This window comes from Corynebacterium sp. (assembly GCF_022712195.1).
GTDB lineage: Bacteria > Actinomycetota > Actinomycetes > Mycobacteriales > Mycobacteriaceae > Corynebacterium.
Window position 1 is genome coordinate 39,073 of record NZ_JALAGY010000052.1, and the last position, 19,946, is coordinate 59,018.

At 67.4% G+C, this 19,946-nt stretch carries 16 protein-coding genes and 1 riboswitch; of the genes, 10 read left to right on the plus strand and 6 right to left on the minus strand.

Going from position 1 to position 19,946, the window contains the following annotated elements; genetic code table 11:
- Positions 1-43: 43 nt before the first annotated feature.
- The 4 genes from Q0A34_RS06380 (at position 44) to ppk2 (ending at position 6,542) form a co-directional block, all read left to right on the plus strand.
- Positions 44-1,891, plus strand: coding sequence for an ABC-F family ATP-binding cassette domain-containing protein (locus Q0A34_RS06380; RefSeq protein WP_291479170.1), 1,848 nt, complete (start codon positions 44-46; stop codon positions 1,889-1,891).
- A gap of 22 nt (positions 1,892-1,913) precedes the next feature.
- On the plus strand, positions 1,914-3,767 hold the full coding sequence (locus tag Q0A34_RS06385; RefSeq protein WP_291479171.1) for an alpha/beta hydrolase: 1,854 nt from the start codon (positions 1,914-1,916) through the stop codon (positions 3,765-3,767).
- 1,539 nt (positions 3,768-5,306) lie between these two features.
- Positions 5,307-5,630: a putative quinol monooxygenase gene (locus Q0A34_RS06390; protein WP_291479172.1), complete on the plus strand. Its 324-nt coding sequence runs from the start codon at positions 5,307-5,309 to the stop codon at positions 5,628-5,630.
- Between the two features lie 18 nt (positions 5,631-5,648).
- A complete protein-coding gene (gene ppk2 / locus Q0A34_RS06395) occupies positions 5,649-6,542 on the plus strand; it encodes a polyphosphate kinase 2 (protein ID WP_291479173.1) in 894 nt (297 codons plus the stop codon).
- Positions 6,543-6,547: 5 nt separating this feature from the next.
- Here the strand turns inward: ppk2 and Q0A34_RS06400 are convergent, their stop codons facing one another.
- Positions 6,548-8,422 (minus strand): long-chain fatty acid--CoA ligase, encoded by a 1,875-nt coding sequence (locus Q0A34_RS06400; protein ID WP_291479174.1) that lies wholly within the window; start codon positions 8,420-8,422, stop codon positions 6,548-6,550.
- A gap of 160 nt (positions 8,423-8,582) precedes the next feature.
- Here Q0A34_RS06400 and Q0A34_RS06405 point away from each other — a divergent pair, with 160 nt between their 5' ends.
- Positions 8,583-9,674 carry a 3-hydroxyisobutyryl-CoA hydrolase gene (locus tag Q0A34_RS06405; protein WP_291479175.1) on the plus strand — a complete coding sequence of 364 codons (1,092 nt, stop codon included), beginning with the start codon at positions 8,583-8,585 and terminating at the stop codon, positions 9,672-9,674.
- Here Q0A34_RS06405 and Q0A34_RS06410 read toward each other — a convergent pair.
- Positions 9,625-10,350 (minus strand): nicotinamide mononucleotide transporter family protein, encoded by a 726-nt coding sequence (locus Q0A34_RS06410; RefSeq protein ID WP_291479176.1) that lies wholly within the window; start codon positions 10,348-10,350, stop codon positions 9,625-9,627. The genes Q0A34_RS06405 and Q0A34_RS06410 overlap by 50 nt on opposite strands.
- A 9-nt stretch (positions 10,351-10,359) precedes the next feature.
- Positions 10,360-10,492, minus strand: a riboswitch (FMN riboswitch).
- Between the two features lie 76 nt (positions 10,493-10,568).
- On the opposite strand from Q0A34_RS06410, the gene Q0A34_RS06415 reads away from it, so the two are divergent.
- The 4 genes from Q0A34_RS06415 (at position 10,569) to Q0A34_RS06430 (ending at position 13,847) form a co-directional block, all read left to right on the plus strand.
- Positions 10,569-11,336 carry a DUF1648 domain-containing protein gene (locus Q0A34_RS06415; RefSeq protein ID WP_291479177.1) on the plus strand — a complete coding sequence of 256 codons (768 nt, stop codon included), beginning with the start codon at positions 10,569-10,571 and terminating at the stop codon, positions 11,334-11,336.
- 71 nt (positions 11,337-11,407) lie between these two features.
- The gene (locus tag Q0A34_RS06420; protein WP_291479178.1) at positions 11,408-11,926 is read left to right on the plus strand and encodes a winged helix-turn-helix domain-containing protein; all 519 of its coding nucleotides are present in this window, start codon (positions 11,408-11,410) and stop codon (positions 11,924-11,926) included.
- Positions 11,923-12,801 carry a M23 family metallopeptidase gene (locus Q0A34_RS06425; protein WP_291479179.1) on the plus strand — a complete coding sequence of 293 codons (879 nt, stop codon included), beginning with the start codon at positions 11,923-11,925 and terminating at the stop codon, positions 12,799-12,801. Before Q0A34_RS06420 ends, Q0A34_RS06425 begins: the two co-directional genes overlap by 4 nt.
- On the plus strand, positions 12,801-13,847 hold the full coding sequence (locus Q0A34_RS06430; protein ID WP_291479180.1) for a serine hydrolase domain-containing protein: 1,047 nt from the start codon (positions 12,801-12,803) through the stop codon (positions 13,845-13,847). The genes Q0A34_RS06425 and Q0A34_RS06430 overlap by 1 nt, the downstream gene beginning before the upstream one ends.
- A 6-nt stretch (positions 13,848-13,853) precedes the next feature.
- Here Q0A34_RS06430 and Q0A34_RS06435 read toward each other — a convergent pair whose 3' ends face one another.
- The 3 genes from Q0A34_RS06435 to Q0A34_RS06445 all read right to left on the minus strand — a co-directional run bounded on the left by Q0A34_RS06435 (position 13,854) and on the right by Q0A34_RS06445 (position 17,363).
- Complete coding sequence (locus Q0A34_RS06435; RefSeq protein WP_291479181.1) at positions 13,854-14,258, minus strand: DUF1648 domain-containing protein; 405 nt, start codon at positions 14,256-14,258, stop codon at positions 13,854-13,856.
- Between the two features lie 68 nt (positions 14,259-14,326).
- Complete coding sequence (locus Q0A34_RS06440) at positions 14,327-14,977, minus strand: TetR/AcrR family transcriptional regulator (RefSeq protein WP_291479182.1); 651 nt, start codon at positions 14,975-14,977, stop codon at positions 14,327-14,329.
- Entirely contained in the window at positions 14,967-17,363 is a 2,397-nt protein-coding gene (locus Q0A34_RS06445) for an MMPL family transporter (RefSeq protein WP_291479183.1), read from the minus strand. The genes Q0A34_RS06440 and Q0A34_RS06445 overlap by 11 nt, the downstream gene beginning before the upstream one ends.
- 113 nt (positions 17,364-17,476) lie before the next feature.
- Between Q0A34_RS06445 and Q0A34_RS06450 the strand changes: the two genes are divergently transcribed.
- Positions 17,477-18,148, plus strand: coding sequence for a hypothetical protein (locus tag Q0A34_RS06450; RefSeq protein WP_291479184.1), 672 nt, complete (start codon positions 17,477-17,479; stop codon positions 18,146-18,148).
- Between the two features lie 10 nt (positions 18,149-18,158).
- Here the strand turns inward: Q0A34_RS06450 and Q0A34_RS06455 are convergent, their stop codons facing one another.
- Entirely contained in the window at positions 18,159-19,838 is a 1,680-nt protein-coding gene (locus tag Q0A34_RS06455; protein WP_291479185.1) for a peptide chain release factor 3, read from the minus strand.
- Positions 19,839-19,946 lie beyond the last annotated feature (108 nt).

The following is a 19,946-nucleotide window of genomic DNA, read 5'->3' on the forward strand; positions in this document are numbered from 1 at the left end:
AGACTTCCACCGTCACCAACCGAGAGGAACCCCCCGAACCACCATGGCCACACCGGTGAACCTGATCAACCTGGAGAACGTCGAGAAGTCCTACGGGCTGAAGACCCTGCTGGACAAGGTCAGCCTGGGAGTGAACTCCGGCGACCGTATCGGCGTCGTCGGGTTGAACGGCGGCGGCAAGTCCACACTGCTGCGGATCCTCTCCGGCGCGGACACCGTGGACGCGGGACGGGTCTCGCACAACAACGACCTGCGCATGGCACGGGTCTCGCAGGACGTGCAGCTCGTCGGCGACACGGTGGGGGCCTCCGTGCTGGAGCCGCTGGGTCTGCAGACCTTCGAGTGGGCCTCCGACCCGCGGGTGCGGGAGGTGCTCCACGGCCTCGGGGTGGTGGAGCTCGGTGAGCAGGGCCTGGACACCCCGGTCTCCGGGCTCTCGGGCGGCGAACGGCGCCGGGTCGGGCTCGCCGCCGCGCTGGTCCGTGACCTCGACCTGCTCATCCTTGACGAGCCGACCAACCACCTCGACGTCGAGGGCGTGCAGTGGCTGGCCTCGCACCTGCTCTCACGGCGCTGCGCCCTGGTCGTGGTCACCCACGACCGCTGGTTCCTCGACACCGTCGCCAACCACACCTGGGAGGTGCACGACGGCGTGGTCGACGTGTACGAGGGCGGCTACAACGACTGGACCTTCGCCCGTGCCGAACGTGCCCGCCAGGCCGACGCGGCCGAACAGCGCCGCGCGAACCTGGCGCGCAAGGAGCTCGCCTGGCTGCGTCGCGGTGCCCCGGCACGGACGTCGAAGCCGCGCTACCGGATCGAGGCGGCTGAGGCGTTGATCAAGGACGTCCCTGCCCCGCGCGACTCCGTGGAGCTGATGAGCTTCGCCACCCGACGGCTGGGCAAGAAGGTCATCGAACTCGAGGACGCCACCGTCACCACCCCTGACGGACGTCCGCTCGTCGAGGACCTCACCTGGCGTCTCAACCCCGGTGAACGCATCGGCCTGGTCGGGGTCAACGGTTCGGGCAAGACCACGCTCCTGCGCACACTCGCCGGCGAGTACCCGTTGGCCGCCGGGCGCCGGGTCGAGGGCAGGACCGTGAAGATCGGATGGCTGCGACAGGAACTCGACGACCTCGACCCCTCCCGGCGCCTCCTCGACGCGGTGGAGGACGTGGCCTCGCGCGTGCAGATCGGCGACAAGGAGCTTACCGCCTCCCAGATGGCCGAGCGACTCGGTTTCTCGGCCAAGCGTCAGCGCACCCCGGTCGGTGACCTCTCCGGTGGTGAGCGCCGCCGGCTCCAGCTCACCCGCGTGCTCATGGCGGAACCGAACGTGCTTCTGCTCGACGAGCCGACCAACGACCTCGACATCGACACCCTGCAGGAGCTGGAGAGCCTGCTCGACGGCTGGGCCGGCACCCTGGTGGTCATCTCGCACGACCGCTACCTGGTGGAACGCATCTGCGACTCCACCTGGGCCCTGTTCGGCGACGGGGCTCTGACCAACCTTCCCGGCGGGATCGCCCAGTACCTCGAACGGCGGGCGGAGCAGGCCGCCGGGGAGAGCCGGCACACCGGCAACATGGCGCTCGGCGGGACCCCGGCCGCACCGGCCACCGGGCCGTCCACGGGGCTGTCGGCCCAGGAGGACCGTGCACTGACCAAGGAGCTCAACGCCCTGGAACGGCGGATGGGCAAGGTGCAGGCCACCGTGGACGACCTGAACCGGCAACTCGCCGAGGCGGCTGCGCCGGCCGACGGGAACATCGACACAGCCCTGCTGGCGGACCTCGACTCCCGGCTGACCGCGGCGAAGGACGAGCACGACGAGCTCGAGATGACCTGGCTGGAGGTCGCCGAGCGGCGGGAGACCGGCGGGGCCTGACACTGCTAGACTCGCCCGGGAAGTGGACGCAGAGGACGGGACGGGAGACACAGCGGTGCAGGACGATTTCCCCGGCGTGATCGTCCGGCAGGACCACGGTACGAGGCACACGGTCGAGGAGCGGCCGGCGCACAACGGGTTCCTCCGCCGTCTCACGGAACCCAGCCCCTGGGGGTTGGTGGTGGGTGCGCTGATGTTCGCGCTGTCCCTGACTCCGTCGCTGCTGACCCGCGACTGGTTGTTCCAGGGGGTGGCGGCCGGACTGTCCGCCGCCACCGGACACCTGATCGGCGTGCTGATGCAGTGGGTGTGGACGCTGTGGATCCGTGACCTGGTGGCGCCCCTGGTCCTGCTGATCACCAGCGGGAGGTCGGTGCCGGTGCGGTGGCGGCCCCGGTTGCAGATGGCGCTCATCGCCGTCATCGTCGTCGCGCTGCTGGTGTGGATCCTCTTCGCCGTGCGGTGGCAGCAGGAGATCGCCGACCTCATGGGCGACGAGGCGTACTCCGCCGGCGAGTTCCTCAAGGTGCTGCCCGTCGGCCTGGTGTTGTGGACCGGCATCTACGTGGTCGGCAAGGCGGTGCTGCGGGGGACGGTGCTGCTGGCCCGTGCTGTGCCGGGGCAGCACACCCGCTACGGCCTGAAGCTGCTGCTGTCGTGGAGTGTGGTGGGGCTGGTGACCGTCTTCGTGGCGGACCAGGTGATCCCCGGCACCCTGCTGCGGGTCAGTGAACGGATCTTCTCGGTCCGTGACCAGGAGATCCGTGAGGACCTCGTCCGCCCTCACGTCAGCGAACGCAGTGGCGGTCCTGGGTCGTTGAACGAGTGGGAGGACCTGGGGGCCTACGGCACCCGGTTCACCGCGCTGGGTCTGTACAGGGACCAGCTCGAGGACCTCACCGGGCGTCCCGCCGAGGAGCCGATCCGGGTCTACGCGGGCCTGAAGAGCGGCGACACCGACCGGCAGCGTGCCCTCAACGTGGTCGCCGAGCTGGAGCGCACCAACGCGCAGGAGCGGGAGGCGCTGATGATCGCGCCGACGACGGGCACCGGGTGGGTGAACCCGACCGCCGCCCAGGCCTTCGAGCTGATGTTCAACGGCGACACGGCCATCGCCGCCGACCAGTACTCCTACCTGCCCAGCGCCATCCAGTTCATCACCGACCGCAACCGTGTGCGTGAGGCGGGCAAGGAGCTGATCGACGCGGTGGCAGACTGGTGGAACCGGCTTCCGGCGGACAACCGTCCGAAGCTCTACGTGTACGGGGAGTCGTTGGGGACGACCGCCGGCGAGGGCGGGTTCTCCGGGGTCCGTGACATCGCCTCCACGGTGGACGGTGTGCTGTGGCTCGGGCCGCCGAACAGCAACCAGTTGTGGCGCGACCTCGTGTCCCGCCGGGACCCGGGAACCCGTGAGGTCGACCCGGAGTATTCCGGCGGCATGATGGTGCGTTTCGCCGGGAACTCCGAGGAGATCCAGCGGTGGATCGACGACCCGGAGGAGGGCGGGACCTCCTGGGGCGGCAGCCGGGTGCTGTACGTCCAGCACCCGTCGGACCCGGTGGTGTGGTGGTCACCGAACCTGCTCTTCCGTGAGCCGGACTGGTTGAAGGAGGCGCCCGGGTTCGACCGTTCGCCGACGATGCGGTGGATGCCGGTCGTGACGTTCTGGCAGGTGACCCTCGATCTTCCCCGTGCGGGCAATGTGCCCGACGGGCACGGCCACAACTACGGCACGTCGGTGCTGGACGGCCTGGTCGCGGTGGCGGGGGAGGACCGCTTCACCGTGGACGACGTGGAGCGGCTGCGTGGGCAGCTGGAGGTGGCGATGGAGAACCAGGGGCCTGAGAAGGAGGTCGGGGTCGACAACGGGTGACTCCGACAGGTAGCCCCGGACAGTATCCGGGGCTCGACGTCAAACCGTGGGTAGGGTAAGGTGGACGTGTGCGAAGGGTGATGTCTTTCGCGCAGGATGCACCAGCATGCATTGCCTTGAGGTTATGACGCGCGCTCCGGGATATACGGTCCCCGGGGCGCGCGTTCTTTCTGTATCCGGGGTGACCTCGCCTTTTGCTTTCCTGTGATCTGTAGGGGCCCCATGATAGGGGTGGGTAGTCTCCCCGACATAACACCTTCAGTCTTCTCAGGTGTACTGTATGTGGGGCGGCGAGGGAAGCCACGCCGCTGGACATTCAAGTTTTCTATCGAAAGGCATAATCATGCTGGACATCGTTTCTGACATCGTCACCGCCGTCTCCGAGTTCCTGGAGGAGGCCCTCAACCTGGTCGTCGGCTCCATCCAGGGCGAGTAAGTCGCACCTGCGACACGGCCCCCGCACTTCGGTGCGGGGGCTTATTGCGTTCCGGGGGTGGCGTGGGGCGGAGCTTCCTGAGGATGTGCCTGAGGGGGAGCGGCTTGTCAGTGGGGTGGCTGATGTCTCTGGCGTATCAGTGCCGGCGGCGGACGGGGCGCGTGGGCGGAGCCGGGGCCGGCGCTGCGTTACTTTCCTCTGACCTGCATATTTGTCGACATTTCACGGTGTGTCATACCCCCGGGGGTGGGGTACCCACGGGCATGTAACGATTTTATGGCCCCTGCCGCTATTGTCATTAGTGCCGCGAAGGAACTTCTTCACCGCTCATACTTTAAACATTCCAATGAAAGGGATCTATCATGATCGACATCATCTCCTCCATCGTCTCCGCCGTCTCCGAGTTCCTGTCCAAGGGCCTCGCTCTGGTCACCGGCTCCATCGTTGGTGAGTAAGTCGCACCAGCGACCTGAGCCCCCGCACTTCGGTGCGGGGGCTTTGTACGTTCGGCGGTCATCGTTGCCGCTGTGTGTTGCCCTGATCGGATCGCCCCTAAGTTATGCCCCAGGCTGAATGTGGGTATCGACGTTCACCTGCTGGCGCGGTAAGGTCTCGGTGTGCGAAGTGTGATGGCTTTCGCGCAGAATGCACCAGCATGCATTGCCCTTTCGGCGGTTGCGCGCACTCCGGGTTTTACGGTCTCCGGGGTGCGCGCTTCTCTGTTCTCCGGCCTGCGCGATCTTCCCTGGTCATAAGTGGAGTTCATGCCAGGCAAGCCCCCATTATGGGGGTAGGTAGATTCGCCTACGTAACGGCCTTAGACTTTCCGTCGGTAGTGGTCGTGGAACAGCGAGGGCAACCCCCGAGCATCCACCCATCCAAGTTTTTTTTCTACCGAAAGGCAATCATGCTGCCCATCATCTCTGAGATCGTCACCGCCATCTCCACCTTCCTGGGCGACGCCCTGGACCTCATCACCGGCTCCATCGTCGACTAGTTCGCGCTGGCGATGTAGACCCCCGCACCTCGGTGCGGGGGTTTCTTGCATTTGGTCCCCTGACCTGCATCAACATGGAATCAGCATGTCGCGTACCCTGGTCGGCATGATTTTGATCAACGTCCGATTCCGTCCGCTGCCCGAGTACGTCGAGAACTTCCGTGAGGTCGTCGCGGACTTCACCGAGGCCACCCGCGCCGAGGAGGGCAACCTGTGGTTCGACTGGTTCCGCGGCACCGACGACCCCTCCGAGTACTTCCTCGTCGAGGCCTTCGCCGACGGCGCTGACGGTCCCCACGTCAACAGCGACCACTTCGCCGCCGCCTGCGAGCTCTTCCCCACGGTCCTCGCCGAGACCCCGCAGATCATTAACACCTCCATCCCGGGTAAAAGCGAGTGGGACCGCATGGCGGAATTCTCCGTGGAGTAGAAGGTAAACTCGGTCCCCATGACGTCACAGCACGCTCCGGGACCGAAAGCCCCCGCGGAGAACCCGACAGGGACCCGTCCTCCGAAACTGGACAAGAAGGCCTACGAGAAGGAGCTGAAGAAGCTCCAGGCCGACCTGGTGGACATGCAGCAGTGGGTCCGGGAAACCGGGGCCCGCGTGGTGATCATCATGGAGGGGCGGGACGCCGCGGGCAAGGGGTCGGCGATCAAGCGGATCACCCAGTACCTCAACCCGCGGTTCTGCCGGGTGGAGGCACTTCCCGCGCCGACCTCACGCGAACAGGGGCAGTGGTACTTCCAGCGGTACGTCGAGAAGCTCCCCACCGCCGGGGAGATCGTGATCTTCGACCGTTCCTGGTACAACCGCGCCGGCGTGGAGAGGGTGATGGGGTTCTGCTCGGCCTCCGAGTACCGCCGGTTCCTGCACCAGGCGCCGATCTTCGAACGTCTCCTCGTCGAGGACGGGATCATGCTGCGCAAGTACTGGTTCTCCGTCTCCGACGAGGAGCAGGTCGCCCGGTTCACCTCGCGCCGCGACGATCCGCTGCGCCAGTGGAAGCTCTCGCCGATGGACCTGCAGTCGATCACCCGGTGGGAGGACTACTCCCGGGCGAAGGACGAGATGTTCGCCCACACCGACACGCCCGCGGCCCCGTGGTACACGGTGGAGAGCGAGGACAAGAAGCGCTCCAGGATCAACGTGATCAACCACATCCTGGCTTCGGTGCCGTGGGAGAAGGTCGAGCACACGCCCCCGCGGATCCCGGAGCGTCCGGAGGTCGCCTCGGACTACGAGCGGCCTCCCCGCACGGAGTTCCGCTACGTCCCCGACCTGGCCTCTGAGCTGGAGAAGGGGAAGCGGCGGAAGAAAAAGAAGGACGGGAAGAAGTAGCCCGGTCACTCGTAGTGGGCGGCGATCTCCTTGTCGAAGTGCTCGTGGATCACCTTGCGGCGCAGCTTCAGTGACGGGGTGACCTCCTGGTAGTCCACGTCGAGGTCACGGTGCAGGATGGTGAACTTCTTGACCTGCTCCCACCGGTTCAGGTGGCTGTTGAGCTCGTCGACGTAGCCCTGCACCATCTCCCTGGTCTCGGGGGCCCGGAGGATCTCCCGGTAGTTGCCGGAGACGCCGTTTTTCGCCGCCCAGGCGGTGACGGCGTCCTCGTCCAGGGTGACCAGGGCTGAGACGAACGGCCGGTCGCTGCCGATGACCACCAGCTGGCTGGCGACCGGGCACAGGCCCTTGAACTTGGCCTCGATCTGCGCGGGTGCGACGTACTTGCCGTTGGAGGTCTTGAACAGCTCCTTCTTCCGGTCGGTGATCCTCACCCGGCCCTCGCTGTCCATCTCGCCGATGTCCCCGGTGTGGAACCAGCCGTCGGCGTCCAGGACCTCGGCGGTGGCCTCGGGGTTGTTGTGGTAGCCGTCCATCACGCCGGGCCCCTTGATCAGCACCTCGCCATCCTCGGCGATGCGGGCCTCAATGCCTTCCAGCGGTGGGCCGACGTAGCCGGCGCGGTAGATGTGGGGCCGGGTGAGGCAGGTCGCCGCACTGGTCTCGGTGAGCCCGTAGCCCTCCAGGATGGGCATGCCGGCGGCGCCGAACCAGCGGGCGATCTCGGTGTTCAGCGCCGCGGAACCGGAGATGAAGTAGTTGACGTTGCCGCCGAAGCGTTCGCGGATCTTCGACATCACCAGCCGGTCGCCGATCTTCGCCTGCAGGCGGACCCAGGCGCTGGCGGAACCGACGCCGTGGTCGGCGTCGAAGACCTGGACACACACGCGGCTGGCCCAGTGGAAGAGCTTCTCCTTCGCGCCGCCCTCGGTGGCCATCATCGTGGCGATGCCGTTGTAGGCCTTCTCGAAGATCCGTGGGGCGGAGCCCATGAAGGTGGGCCTGACGATCGCGAGGTTGTCGATGATCTTGTCGATGCGCCCGTCGATCGCGGTCTCGTACCCGATGTGGAGGGGGAGGACGAGGAGCAGCTTGCCCATCACGTGGGCCAACGGCAACCAGAGGAACTGCTTGTCGTCGATGGTGAGGAGATTCTCCGGCCCGGAGTTCGAGGTGACCTCGGAGGCGTGGGCCTCGAAGACCCACACCCGGTGGGGGAGCCGGACGCCCTTGGGCCGGCCGGTGGTCCCGGAGGTGTAGATCAGCGTCGAGAGGTGCTCGAGACGGGTGGCGTCGATCCGGTCGTCGACGGCGGAGGGGTTCTCCGACAGGTAGACGCGTCCGCGCTCGCGAAGCTCGTCCAGGGTGATCACCCAGTCCCCGGCGCCGTCGGGGACCGTGCCGTCGATGAGGACCACGGTCTGCACACCGGGGATCTCCTCGCGGAGACCCAGGAGCTTGTCCACCTGCTCCCGGTCCTCGGCGAAGACGAGGCGGGAGCCCGAGTCGTCGAGGATGAAGGAGACGTCATCGGGGACGGTGGTGGGGTACACGGTCACCGTGGCGGCGGAGGCGTACATGATGCCGTAGTTCGCCAGCGCCCACTCGTAGCGGGTGGCGCTGGCGATGGCGACGCGCTCCTCGGGGGCGATCCCCAGGGACATCAGCCCGCCGGCGACCTCCGAGGCCTGTGTGCCCAGCTCCGCCCAGGTCACGGCCGTCCAGGTTTCGCCGCCCGCGCCGTCGGACACCGGGAAGCTGTAGGCGCGCCGGTCCGGGGTCTCCGCGATGCGTCTACGGAGCATGTGGCCCACGGACTGGATCGCGGGATCGATCGGCACGGTGGTGGACGAGCTGCCTGTGGACGCGGTTGTCATGTCTTCTCCATCCGGACGGGAATGTGGATCGCCGTGGCGACCGTTCTTTCTGTCACAATAGCAAAGCAACCGTGTTCCAGCTCACAGTTTTACGATGTTCACCTCCGTACCTGAGCCACCCCCGTGCGGCCCGCCGCGATTTCGTGCCACCATGGCTGACATGACCACCACACCCACCTCCCAGACAGCCGGTGTCCGTGTCGAGACCCTCCGCGGTGCCGGAGTGATCACCCTCGACCGCCCGTCGGCGCTCAACGCCCTGAACCACCCGATGATCACCACCGTCGCCGCAGCGCTCGACACCTTCCGTGGTGACGACGACGTCGACAGGGTGCTGTTGTGCTCCTCGGGGGAGAAGGCCTACTGCGCCGGCGGTGACGTGCGGTCGGTGCGCGACTCCGACCTCGCCGGGGACTACACCGCAGGCGACGAGCTCTTCCGCGACGAGTACGACATGAACCACGCCCTGGCCACCTTCCCGAAGCCGACGGTCGCCCTGGTCGACGGCATCGCCATGGGCGGTGGTCTCGGGGTCTCCGCCCACGCGGGTGTCCGGGTGATCACGGAGCGGACGTGGCAGTCCATGCCCGAGATGGCGATCGGCTTCGTCACCGACGTCGGCATCTCCCACGCCTTCACCCATCTTCCGCACGTCCCTGAGGAGTCGCGTGTGGCGCTCGGCGTGTTCCTGGCGACGACGGCCTACCGGCTCACCGCAGACGACCTGCTGTGGAGCGGGTTGGCGACGCACATCCTGCGGGACGGAGACGCCGCGGCCTTCCGCGAGGCCTTCGTCACCGACGGGCTGGACGCGGCGCTGGAACGCACCGCCGGGCGGGACACCGCCGGGGAGTCGACCCTGGCGCGGAACCTGGACTGGATCACCCGGACCTTCGACGGCGACGACTGGTCGGCGATCCAGCGGCGGGTCGACGAGGCGGACGGTGCCTTCGCCGACGACGTCCGGACGATGCTCGCCCCGGCCAACCCGTTGTCCCTGGTGGCGGCGACGGAACTGCTGAACTACTCCGCGCACTCCTCGCTGCGTCAGGCCCTGGACGCCGAGTTTGCACTGGGGCGTCTTCTGCGCCGGCAGCCGAACTTCCCTGAGGGGGTCCGCGCGGTGCTGGTGGACAAGGACCGGCAGGCGCGCTTCTCCCCGGCGACGGTGGCAGAGGTGACCGCGGAGCAGCGCGAGGAGATCAGGCGGACCGTCGCTGGACCCGGAGCCACACCAGGAAACCCCAGGTGACGAAGACACCGTAGACGAGGTACAGCACGGCGCTGGGGTAGTAGCCGGCGCTGAAGAGCAACGGGACCCCCACAATGTCCACGGCGATCCAGATCAGCCAGAACTCCGTCCACCCCCTGGCCATGCCGAAGGTGGCGAGCAGGGACCCGGTGAAGATCCAGGCGTCCGCCCACGGCCCCCATGAGCCCAGGGCACTGAAGACCCACGCGAAACCGCAGGTCCCGATCACCGCGACCGCCAGCATGAACAGCCGTTCGCGCGGGGTGGCCCAGCGGGGCTGCACCGCCTCGTAGGTCTCCGCGGGTTCGGAGAGGATGGACCGCGACGGGTCGGTGTCGCCGGGCTCCCGCAACCCGGCCGTGGTCGCCCGGTGCCACTGCCACCAGCCGTAGAGGCTGACGACGAAGAACATGACCTGGCGTGCCGCCTGGCCGTAGAGGTCCAGGTCCTGCGGGGTGTGGAATACACCGCCGAGGAACACGGTGAACAGCAGGATGTTGCCGGCGATGCCCACGGGCCAGGCCCAGACCACGCGACGCATGCCGCCGATGGCCGAGGCGATGCCGAAACCGTTGCCGATGACCTCCCGCCAGAGGATCGCCGAGTCGCCGATCGACCACTGCGCGTTGAGGAACGTCGTGAGGGCGTCGCCGACCGACGCCAGAATTCCGGACATGAGGTGTCCAGCCTTTCTCTCCCGTCCGGACTGTGACCGTCGGCTCCGGAATCACACCGGATCTGCTTGACCCACCTGGTGGAGGTGGCGCTCGCGGGCTTTGACCGCCGGTGGGGACTTCCACCCCGCCCTGAGAATGCGTACAGGTGGACAGGGTACACCGGCTGCCCGGGGCGATGCGGCCGATTGACTCGCCGGGACTGTTATTCTCTGAGGGCATGACGGAAGAGGCACATGCGGAACCCCGGAAAGAGGATCACCCGCCGGTGACGATGCCCGGCTACCTGTACCTGCTGGCGCTGCTGCCACCGGTCGCGGTGACGTTGGCACTGGTCGCGTCCTACGACGCGCTGCCGGACCCGATGCCGACCCACTGGGGGTTCTCCGGGGAGCCGGACGCCTGGGAACCGAAGTCGATGGGGACGCTGCTGTTCGGCGTGCTGCTCGGTCCGGTGATCTGTGTGCTGACCATGGTGTTCGCCGGACTTTTCATCCGGTTGCACTCGGCGTCGCTGTTCGAGCGCGGGGGCGCGGACTCGCCGCTGGACGCGCAGCGCAGCTGGCATGAGTTCAAGGTGATGCAGCCCCTGCTGGGCTGGTACTGCGTGATGCTGTCGACCTCGATGACGGTGCTGACGCTCGGCCTCAACGGGCCGTGGGAGTGGGTCCGGGGGATGGCGGGGTGGCTCGAGGCGCTGGCCTTGTTCGGTTTCGTGGCCAGCACGGTCTGGCTGCTGGTGGTGATGGGACGGTACGGCGACGCCGTCGCCCGGAAGTTCCCCTTCGCTGACGGGCGCCGTCGACGGTGGCTCATCTTCGTGGAGATCCCGGGCAACGACAGCGTGATGGTGGCGACGGGTTCGGGCACGAACTTCACGTTCAATGTCGCCACCCGGGGTGGGAGGGTCGGCGCGGCGGTCTTGCTGCTGGTGCTTGCGGCCACCGCCCTGATGCTCCTGGCCATGGCGGCGCAGGCGCTGTTCTGAACCGTGAGCGCTGACGGTGTCGTCGTTGGTGCTTCTTGTACGTAACTACGTATGTGCGTACTCTTGTCGATATGGCAGAAGACCTGACATCACTCACGGCTGCGGTCGAACGGCTCACCCTCCGGGTCGAGGCGCTGGAGCGAAATGGGCCGGGTGACGGCGGCTGTCCGTCGGAACCGTCCGATGCCGGCGGGGCGTTCTGGGCGCTCGACGGCGTGAAGGACAGGACGACGGGCACAGGAGAGGTGATGATCGTCGGAGCCCTCCAGCTTCCCGAGGGCCCGGTGGAGTGGCAGGAAAGCCGCGACACCGACGCGCTCCTGGACTCCGACTGGTCTGACCTCGCCGCGTCGTTCGCCGCATTGGGGCATTCCGCGAGACTGGAGATCCTCCGGCACATCCTCAACGGCACCCACAGGACCGCGGACCTGGCGGCGCTGGAGCACCTCGGCACCACCGGACAACTCCACCACCACCTGCGCCAGCTCGTCGCAGCGGGGTGGGTGCGGCAGAGCGGGCGTGGGGCGTACGAGGTTCCAGTCGCGCGCGTCGTGCCCCTGCTGGCCTGTATGGCCGGATCCGGCTCATGAGGGCCTGGGTCATCGCCGCCTACCGCGGCCGCACGCTGCTGCTCGCGGTGGCTGTCGCGGCGATGCTCATCTGGATCGTCGTCGACCTGACGCTGCTGCGCGGAGTCGACGTCCCGGTGAGTGTCCGCCTGAGCATCTCGGCGTCCGCGGCCATCGTCCTCGTGGCTGTCGGCATGCTTTCCGTCGCCGGTGCCAGGATGCTGCCCGACGTCCCGGTCCGGACGGTTCAGCCTCCGGTCGAGGGGCGCTGGGTAGGACTGAACAGCCCCGCCTCCGCGGTCCCCAGCCACGGAACCCGTGCGTACGGGCAGGCTTACGCCATCGACGTAGTCCATGAGCCGGACGGACCGGAGTCGCGGCCGACCTTCGGCGGCCGGGCGTTCCGCGCTGTGGAGGAGTATCCGGCTTTCGGGAAACCCGTGCTCGCCATGGTCGCCGGCACGGTGGTCAGCGTCGCCGATTCGCAGCGGGACCACGCGTCACGGTCGAACATGCCGGGGATGGTCTACTTGATCCTTGAGGGGGCAGTCCGAAGTCTCGGCGGACCACGGTTCGTCGTCGGGAACCACGTCACGGTCCGAACCACCGACGGAGTGTTCGCCACCGTGGCACATCTGCAACGAGGATCCGCGGCAGTGACGGTGGGGGAGGAGGTCCACGCCGGTCAGCAGGTGGGACGATGCGGGAACTCCGGGAACAGCAGCGAACCACATGTCCACGCCCAACTGTCGGACCGCAGGTCCTTCTGGATAGCGGAGGGTGTACCTGTCGCGTTCTCCGGGATCACGGTCGAGGGCGCGGACGGGGCGCCGGCGGGCGGGCTCCCGGAGAACGGCCAGGCCATGACCTGGAGAGCGCCGGGGAGGGGAGCGTAATGAGCCGTCAGCCGATCACACGGTCATCTCCGTTGTTCGGCGACCGCGTCCTGGCTGAGGAGTTCCTCCGCAGAATCCCGGAAAAGCCTGCTCTGTTCGGTGCTGCGGTAGCAGCCGCCGGGCCCCATCTCCCCGGTGGAGCCGCAGCAGCTGGTGTCGGCTTCCCGACTGACCGAACTTTCCTGCTCGGCTCCGTCGGAAAAGCACTGAACGGACTCATCTACTCCGGCCTTGTCTCTGAAGGAACCGTCCGACCGGATGACACCCTCGACCGTTTCCTTCCGCTTCAGGGCACCGCCGCCGGTGCGGCCACCCTGGAGTCGCTGCTCACCCACACCTCCGGCCTCCCCGCCGTTGGCGGTACACGCCGTGATCTTCTCCGGATGAACGTCCGAATCCTTCGTGGCCGTGATCCGCAACCCGAGGGCATCGAGCAACTCTTCGCCCAGCTACGTCGGTGCCGGACCACTCCGGGGACCTTCAGCTATTCGAATCTCGGAGGTGCCGCGTTGGGACACGCTCTGGCGTCGGCGACCGGACTGAGCTACCCGCAGCTGGTGGCTGAGCGGTTGGCCGTACCCCTGCGTCGCCCGACGATCCACGTCCCGGAACCCGGGAGCGGCGAAAGCCCGGGTGACGCGCCGGGGTTGAGCGTCTTCAATCGACGACAGGTGCCGTGGACGGGAGAAGGCTACGCCCCGGCCGGAGGAATACGGGCCTCCGCAGACGACCTCGCAGTACTTCTGACCTTCATGGTCAACGGCAGTCTGCCAGGATGGAACGATGCCTTCACCCCGTTGATCGGCGTCGATCCTACGAGTTCTGTCGGTCCCGGGAACAGAATCGGTGCCGGGTGGTTCATCGAGCAGGACCCGGAGATGCGTCAGTCCGGCTCCACGGTCTGGCACAACGGGTACGCAGGCGGTTTCAGCTCCGCGATCGTTCTCGACCCGGCCTCAGCCCGCGGTGCCGCGGTCTCCGCGATTGACGGGACAATGCAGGTTGACCTGGTTCCGGTGGCTCGTGAACTGACGAAGGACTGGTGACCGGCGTCAGGCCCGGACAGTCTTCACTATGCCTGCCACTGTGGAAACCAGAAGCACAATGAGTCCCGGGCCGACGGTAGCCGTGGCATTGAACCCGGTGAACAGGGTCAACGACATGCCGGCGTAGATCCACACCAGTGCGACACTCAACCAGACCATGAGCTGCTCACCGGCCCGGTAGAGCTGCTGGGCGTTTTCTTCGGTGACTTCTTTCGGGTAGTTGAACCAGGAAGAGTCAGGATGCCGGGACGCCCACAGGGAACCGCCGATACATGCCACCATCAGGAGCGACAGAAAGAGGACCGTCGTTCGCGGCCCCCAGTCGTCGGCTTCTCCGCTGAAGTCGAAATGCACGGGAATCGTGTCGGGAAGTGCTCGGTAGCGGACCAGGACCAGCACGGTGACGAGCACGGTGGCGATGGTGGACAACCGACGCAGCCAGATGGTCACCGTGCCCGTCGAATACTCCCGTGGTGGACTCAGCCGCCGAAGCCGTCACGCAACAGCGTGAACCCCTCCTCGAGGACCTCGGCAGGCGAGTGCTCGGTCGATGCCCAGCTGGGGAACATGACCATGCAGTCGCGTCCCCTCTCCTTCGCACGTGACTCCACGGCGATGGCCCCGGCGGTCAGGCAGGACACGGTCATCAGTGCGCTCGCCTGGCGGCTCATCGACCCCTTGGTGCGCTCGTGGATGGCGTCCATCAGGCCGTCGGCGATGTGCATCACCCGCTCCTTCTCGTCCGGACCGGTGATGTAGCTCAGGTGGTCGGCGATCGAGCGCAGGTTCAGCAGGGTGCCGGGGTCGTCGGAGACCGTGCCGTCGTCGTCGACGCGGTCGGTGACGAGCCGCTGCATGATGTCCAGGGGGTGTTCGTCCGCAGGGGCGTCCTCGACTTCCTGCCGCAGTTCGTCGATGGTCTCCTCGATGAAGAACAGCAGTGCGTCCTCGCGCCGGGGGAAGTAGTTGTGGAACGTCCTGGTGGACACTCCCGCCCGTTCGGCGACGGCCGCGACGGTCATCCCGTCGCTGCCCTCGCTGAGCAGGAGCTCCGCGGAGGCACGTGCGAGTGCCCGGCGGGTCTCCTCCTTCTTCTGCTCCCGGAGGGAGAGTGCGTCGTTAGCGGCCATCTGTCGTCGTGCCCTCGGTGGATGCGCCTGCGGTGGCGGGAGCCTCCGGAACCTCCGGAGCTTCGGGGGCCTCGAGACCCACGAGGCCCTCGCCCTCGACGTCGACGGTGGGGATGATCTTGTCGAGCCACGCCGGGAGCTTCCACGCACGGTCGCCGAGCAGGAACAGGACCGCCGGGACGATGGTCATGCGCACCACGAAGGCGTCGATCAGCACGGCCATCGCCAGGGCAGAACCCATCACGGCGATGAACGGCTCGTCCATCAGCACGAAGGCGGCGAACACCGAGATCATGATCAGCGCTGCGGCGGTGACCACGCGCGCACCGTGCTTGAAGCCGTTGGAGACGGCGTTGCCGGCGGTCTTGCCGTGCACGTACCCCTCGCGCATGCGGGTCACCAGGAACACCTGGTAGTCCATGGCGAGGCCGAAGACGATGCCGATGAGCATGATCGGCAGGAAGGAGATGATCGGCTGCGGGTCATCGGTGATGCCCAGCCAGCCCCACTGCCAGATGCCCACGGTCAGGCCGAAGGTGGCGGCGACGGAGAGCGCGAAGCCCAGCGCGGCGATCAGCGGCACCCACAGGGAGCGGAACACCACGACCAGCAGGACGAAGGCGAGGACCACGACGATCGCCACGTACGGGATGAGCACGTCGGAGAGTCGGTCGGAGATGTCCTCGAAGATCGGGGTGACACCGGTGACCGAGTACTCCCCGCCGGTGTGCTGGTGGAAGGCGTCCTTGGCGTCGCGGAGCGACTGGAGGGTGTCGTTGGTGGCTTCGTCGGTGGCGCCGGTGGTCGGGGTGATCAGCACCTGTGCGGCGGTGCCGTCCTCGGAGACCTGCGCGACCTGGGCGTTGGCGACCCCCTCGACCTGGCTGATCTCCTCGACCGCGGTGCCGAAGGTGGTGGGGCCCTGCGCCGGGTCGTCGGTCTTCACCAGGGCGACCATGGGGGCGTTGCGGCCCGGCCCGAAGTCCTCGTTGACCCACTCGGACGCGGTGCGCTGCGGGCTGCCCAGCTTGGCGGAGTCGTCGGTGGGCATGGCCAGCTGCAGTCCCAGGGCCGGGATCGCCAGGACGACGAGCAGCAGCACGGAGCTGAGGGCGAAGACCAGCGGGCGCTTGCGGATCTGGCGGACCCACTTCAGGCCCATGGTGGGCTTCTCGTCCTCGGGGTCCGGGGCCTTGACCACCGGGGCGCGTCCGGCGAAGGACTTCGTGCCGAAGGCACCGAGGATCGCGGGCAGCAGGGTGACGGCCACGATGACGGCGATGAACACCGTCAGGGCCGCGGCGAGGGCCATGGCGGTGAGGAACGGGATGTTGATGATCGACAGCGCGGTCAGCGCGATGATCACGGTCAGGCCGGCGAAGCACACCGCGGAGCCTGCCTTGCCCACGGCGAGCCCGGCGAGGTGGGCCCGCTGCCGGTGCGTGGTCTTCTTGATCGCCTGGGCCAGTTCCTTCGGTGTCATGTTGTTGCCGCCGGCGAAGGCGACGAGTTCATTCCTGAACCGCGACACGATGAACAGGGCGTAGTCGATGCCCACGGCCAGGCCGATCATGGAGGCCAGGGTCGGGGTCATGTTGTTGATCGAGTCGGTCAGGGCGGTGCCGGCGTAGATCAGCATCATGCCGGTGCCCACGCCGACGACGGCGGTGAGCAGCGGCAGACCGGCGGCCACGAAGGAGCCGAAGGTGATGATCAGGACGATGGCGGCGACGGCCATGCCGATGAGCTCGGCGGTGCCGCCGATCTCGGGCATCTGGAAGACGTTGCCGTTGTAGGAGACCTCGAGGTTGTCGGTGGCGTGGTCGTCGAGAACGTCGGTGACACCGGTGACGTCCTCGGGGGAGACGTCCTGCGAGGTGTCGCCCTTGAAGGTCACCGTGAACGTGCCGGTGCGCTCGTTCTCGCTGACGGGGGAGAGGGCCTGCAGGTCAGCCTGGATCTGCTCCTTCGGCAAGTCCTGTTCGGCCTTGGCGGCGGTGAGCTGCTTCTCCATGCCGGCGGCGGCCGTGACCGGGTCCACGATGGACTCCGGGTCGACGAGGGCGTCCTGGTCCTGCAGGTCGGCGATGAGGGAGTCGAGGTCGGCCTTGGTGGCCGGGTCCGTCAGGGAGCCGCCCTCGGGGGCGCGGACGACCACGGTGCCCGTGGGTGCCTCCATGTCGTCCCCGCCGTCGGGGAAGAGCTCGCTCATCTCCTCCTGGGTCTCCACGGACTCGAGACCGGGGATGGTGAAGGTCATGGACGTGGGCTTCATCATGGTCGCGGCGGCGGTGCCCGCACCGATGAGCACCAGGAGCCAGACGGCGATGAATCGCCACCTGTTGAGGTATGCGGATCGTCCGATCCGGTAGAGGAGTTTAGCCATGGCCGATATTATTGCACTGCCCGCGCAATATTGCACGATCCGTGCATAGATATGTTTCCAGAGGTGCACGGAAGCGGGGTGGGGCGGCACTGTCAGCGTGTAGGATCAGCCGGGTGCTGTACGTGCTGAGCTTCGCCCTGATGGACACGGTCAACTTCCTGCTGATCGGTGTCCTCGTCGCCGTGGGCGTGGCTCAGCCGTTGAAGGACAAGGGGGGACGATACGGGTCCGTGGCGACACTGCTGGTCTTCGGTGACTGGCTCGGAGTGCTGCTGCTGGCCCTGCTCACCATGCTCGTCTTCGACGGGCTGGGCGAGAAGATCGCGACCCTCGTGGAGTCCCCGGTATTCGGCGTCCTGCTGATCCTCACCGGCGTCGTCAGTGCGGTCCTCGCCTGGCGCGGCGACGGGGACGGGTCGTCCGGGCTGGTGGAACGCATCATGAAGCCGCTGAGGACTCCGTCACCCGCGACAGTCGGTACCGGCGTTGTCCTCGGACTGGTGCAGTCGGCGACCTCCGTCCCCTTCTTCGCCGGCATCGCCGTGATGAGCGCCGGAGACTTCGACACGGTCACCCGGTATGCGGGCATGTTCGCCTACGCCTCGGTGGCGCTGAGCCTGCCGTTCCTGTGCGCCCTCGTGGTGGGCTACATCCGGATGCGGCCCTACAGCGCCGTCGGCCGCAGGTTCGCCTGGATGAGGCAGAACCAGGGCACCGTCGCCCGCGCCGGAGGCTACATCGTGGCGGTCTTGCTCATCCTGCTCGGCGCGGTGCACCTGCTCTGATCCCTCACGGTCAGTCGGCGACCAGGGGTTCCATGGTGAGCTCCGGGTGCTCCTTCTCCACGAAGGCGAGCTTCCACTTGTCCCCGAACAGGGCGATGAGCGCCCCGTCGGAACGCGTGAAGATCTCCACGCCGCGCTGCCGGCCGAGTTCCGGCGCGCTGGCGGCGTCGGTGCGTCGGGCCACGGAGTAGGGCACCGGCTCGGTGACGGTCTCCACGTTGTACTCGGCGAGCATGCGCGCCTGCATGACCTCGAACTGCATCGGGCCGACGGCGGCCATCACCGGGTTGGCGTCGCCACGGGCGTCGTTCTTCAGGATCTGCACCACACCCTCGGAGTCGAGCTGCTCCAGGGCCTTGCGGAACTGCTTGTACTTGCCCAGCGTCTTCGCCCGCAGGGTGCGGAAGTTCTCCGGGGCGAACTGGGGCATGGGACGGAACTGCACCTTGCGTCCGGCGTAGATGGTGTCACCGGGGGCGAGGGTTCCGGCGTTGACCAGGCCGACGATGTCGCCGGGGTAGGCGGCCTCCACGGTGTTGCGGTCGCGGCCGAAGACGGTCAGGGCGTACTTCGTGGAGAAGCTGCGCCCCGACTGGGCGTGGGTGACCTGCATGCCCCGGGTGAACTCTCCGGAGACGACGCGCATGAAGGCGAGCTTGTCGCGGTGGTTGGTGTCCATGCCGGCCTGCACCTTGAACACCACGCCGGCGAAGTCGTCGGTGACGTCGCGGACGGAGTCGATCGCCGCACCCGCGGAGGACGCCGCGGCCTCGACCACCGCGGGATCCGACTCGCGGGACGACGGCTGCGGGGCCAGGGCACAGAGGGTGTCCAGGATCTGGTGCACACCGAAGTTCAGCATCGCCGAGGCGAAGATCAACGGGGAGGTGGTGCACTCCAGGAAGAGCTCCTGGTCGTGCACGGCGCCGTCGGCGGCGAGCAGTTCCGCCTCCTCCGCGGCGGTGTCCCAGGCGTCCTCCTCCTTCGCCGAGGCGTCCCCGGGGGAGTAGTGCTCCTCGGGGGCGATGGTGGAGCCGCCGGCGGTGCGCAGGAAGTGGATGTACTCCTGCACCTCACCCTCGCGGTCCAGGCGGGCGAGACCCCGGAAGTCGCCGGCGGGGCCGACGGGCCAGAACAGCGGGGTCGGCTGCAGGCCGATCTCGGTGACGATCTCGTCGACGAGCTCCAGGGGCTCCTTGCCCGGGCGGTCCCACTTGTTGACCACGGTGATGATCGGCAGGCCGCGGGCCTTGCAGACGCGGAAGAGCTTCAGGGTCTGCGGCTCCAGGCCCTTCGCACCGTCCACCAGCATCACCGCGGCGTCGACGGCGGTCAGCACCCGGTAGGTGTCCTCGGAGAAGTCGGCGTGGCCCGGGGTGTCGACCAGGTTGATCATGTACGGCTCGCCGGTGTGGCCCTCCGGGGCGTACTCGAACTGCAGCGCGGAGGACGCGACGGAGATCCCGCGGTCCTTCTCCATGTCCATCCAGTCCGACACCGTGGACTTACGGCCGGCCTTGCCGTGGACGGCGCCGGCCTCGTTGATGACGTGGGCGTGCAGCGCCAGCGCCTCGGTCAGCGTGGACTTACCGGCGTCCGGGTGGGCGATGACGGCGAACGTCCGCCGACGGTGGGCTTCGGAGGCGACGGTGGAGGTGCTGGCTGGGGATGCTGCTGCGGTGTCTGACACGTCTCGACACCTTACCTGCGTACGGGGCGCCGCAGGAAAAGAGGTGCGGAGTACATGTTCGTGGGCTGAAACACGTCCCGTGCCCGCGTAGCGTGGAGACACGCGATC

Coding starts and splice junctions, on each gene's coding strand:
- Q0A34_RS06380 (WP_291479170.1), top strand. CDS start 44: ATGGCCACACCGGTGAACCTGATCAACCTGGAGAACGTCGAGAAGTCC.
- Q0A34_RS06390 (WP_291479172.1), top strand. CDS start 5,307: ATGATTTTGATCAACGTCCGATTCCGTCCGCTGCCCGAGTACGTCGAG.
- ppk2 (WP_291479173.1), top strand. CDS start 5,649: ATGACGTCACAGCACGCTCCGGGACCGAAAGCCCCCGCGGAGAACCCG.
- Q0A34_RS06400 (WP_291479174.1), bottom strand. CDS start 8,422: ATGACAACCGCGTCCACAGGCAGCTCGTCCACCACCGTGCCGATCGAT.
- Q0A34_RS06405 (WP_291479175.1), top strand. CDS start 8,583: ATGACCACCACACCCACCTCCCAGACAGCCGGTGTCCGTGTCGAGACC.
- Q0A34_RS06410 (WP_291479176.1), bottom strand. CDS start 10,350: ATGTCCGGAATTCTGGCGTCGGTCGGCGACGCCCTCACGACGTTCCTC.
- Q0A34_RS06415 (WP_291479177.1), top strand. CDS start 10,569: ATGACGGAAGAGGCACATGCGGAACCCCGGAAAGAGGATCACCCGCCG.
- Q0A34_RS06420 (WP_291479178.1), top strand. CDS start 11,408: ATGGCAGAAGACCTGACATCACTCACGGCTGCGGTCGAACGGCTCACC.
- Q0A34_RS06425 (WP_291479179.1), top strand. CDS start 11,923: ATGAGGGCCTGGGTCATCGCCGCCTACCGCGGCCGCACGCTGCTGCTC.
- Q0A34_RS06430 (WP_291479180.1), top strand. CDS start 12,801: ATGAGCCGTCAGCCGATCACACGGTCATCTCCGTTGTTCGGCGACCGC.
- Q0A34_RS06440 (WP_291479182.1), bottom strand. CDS start 14,977: ATGGCCGCTAACGACGCACTCTCCCTCCGGGAGCAGAAGAAGGAGGAG.
- Q0A34_RS06445 (WP_291479183.1), bottom strand. CDS start 17,363: ATGGCTAAACTCCTCTACCGGATCGGACGATCCGCATACCTCAACAGG.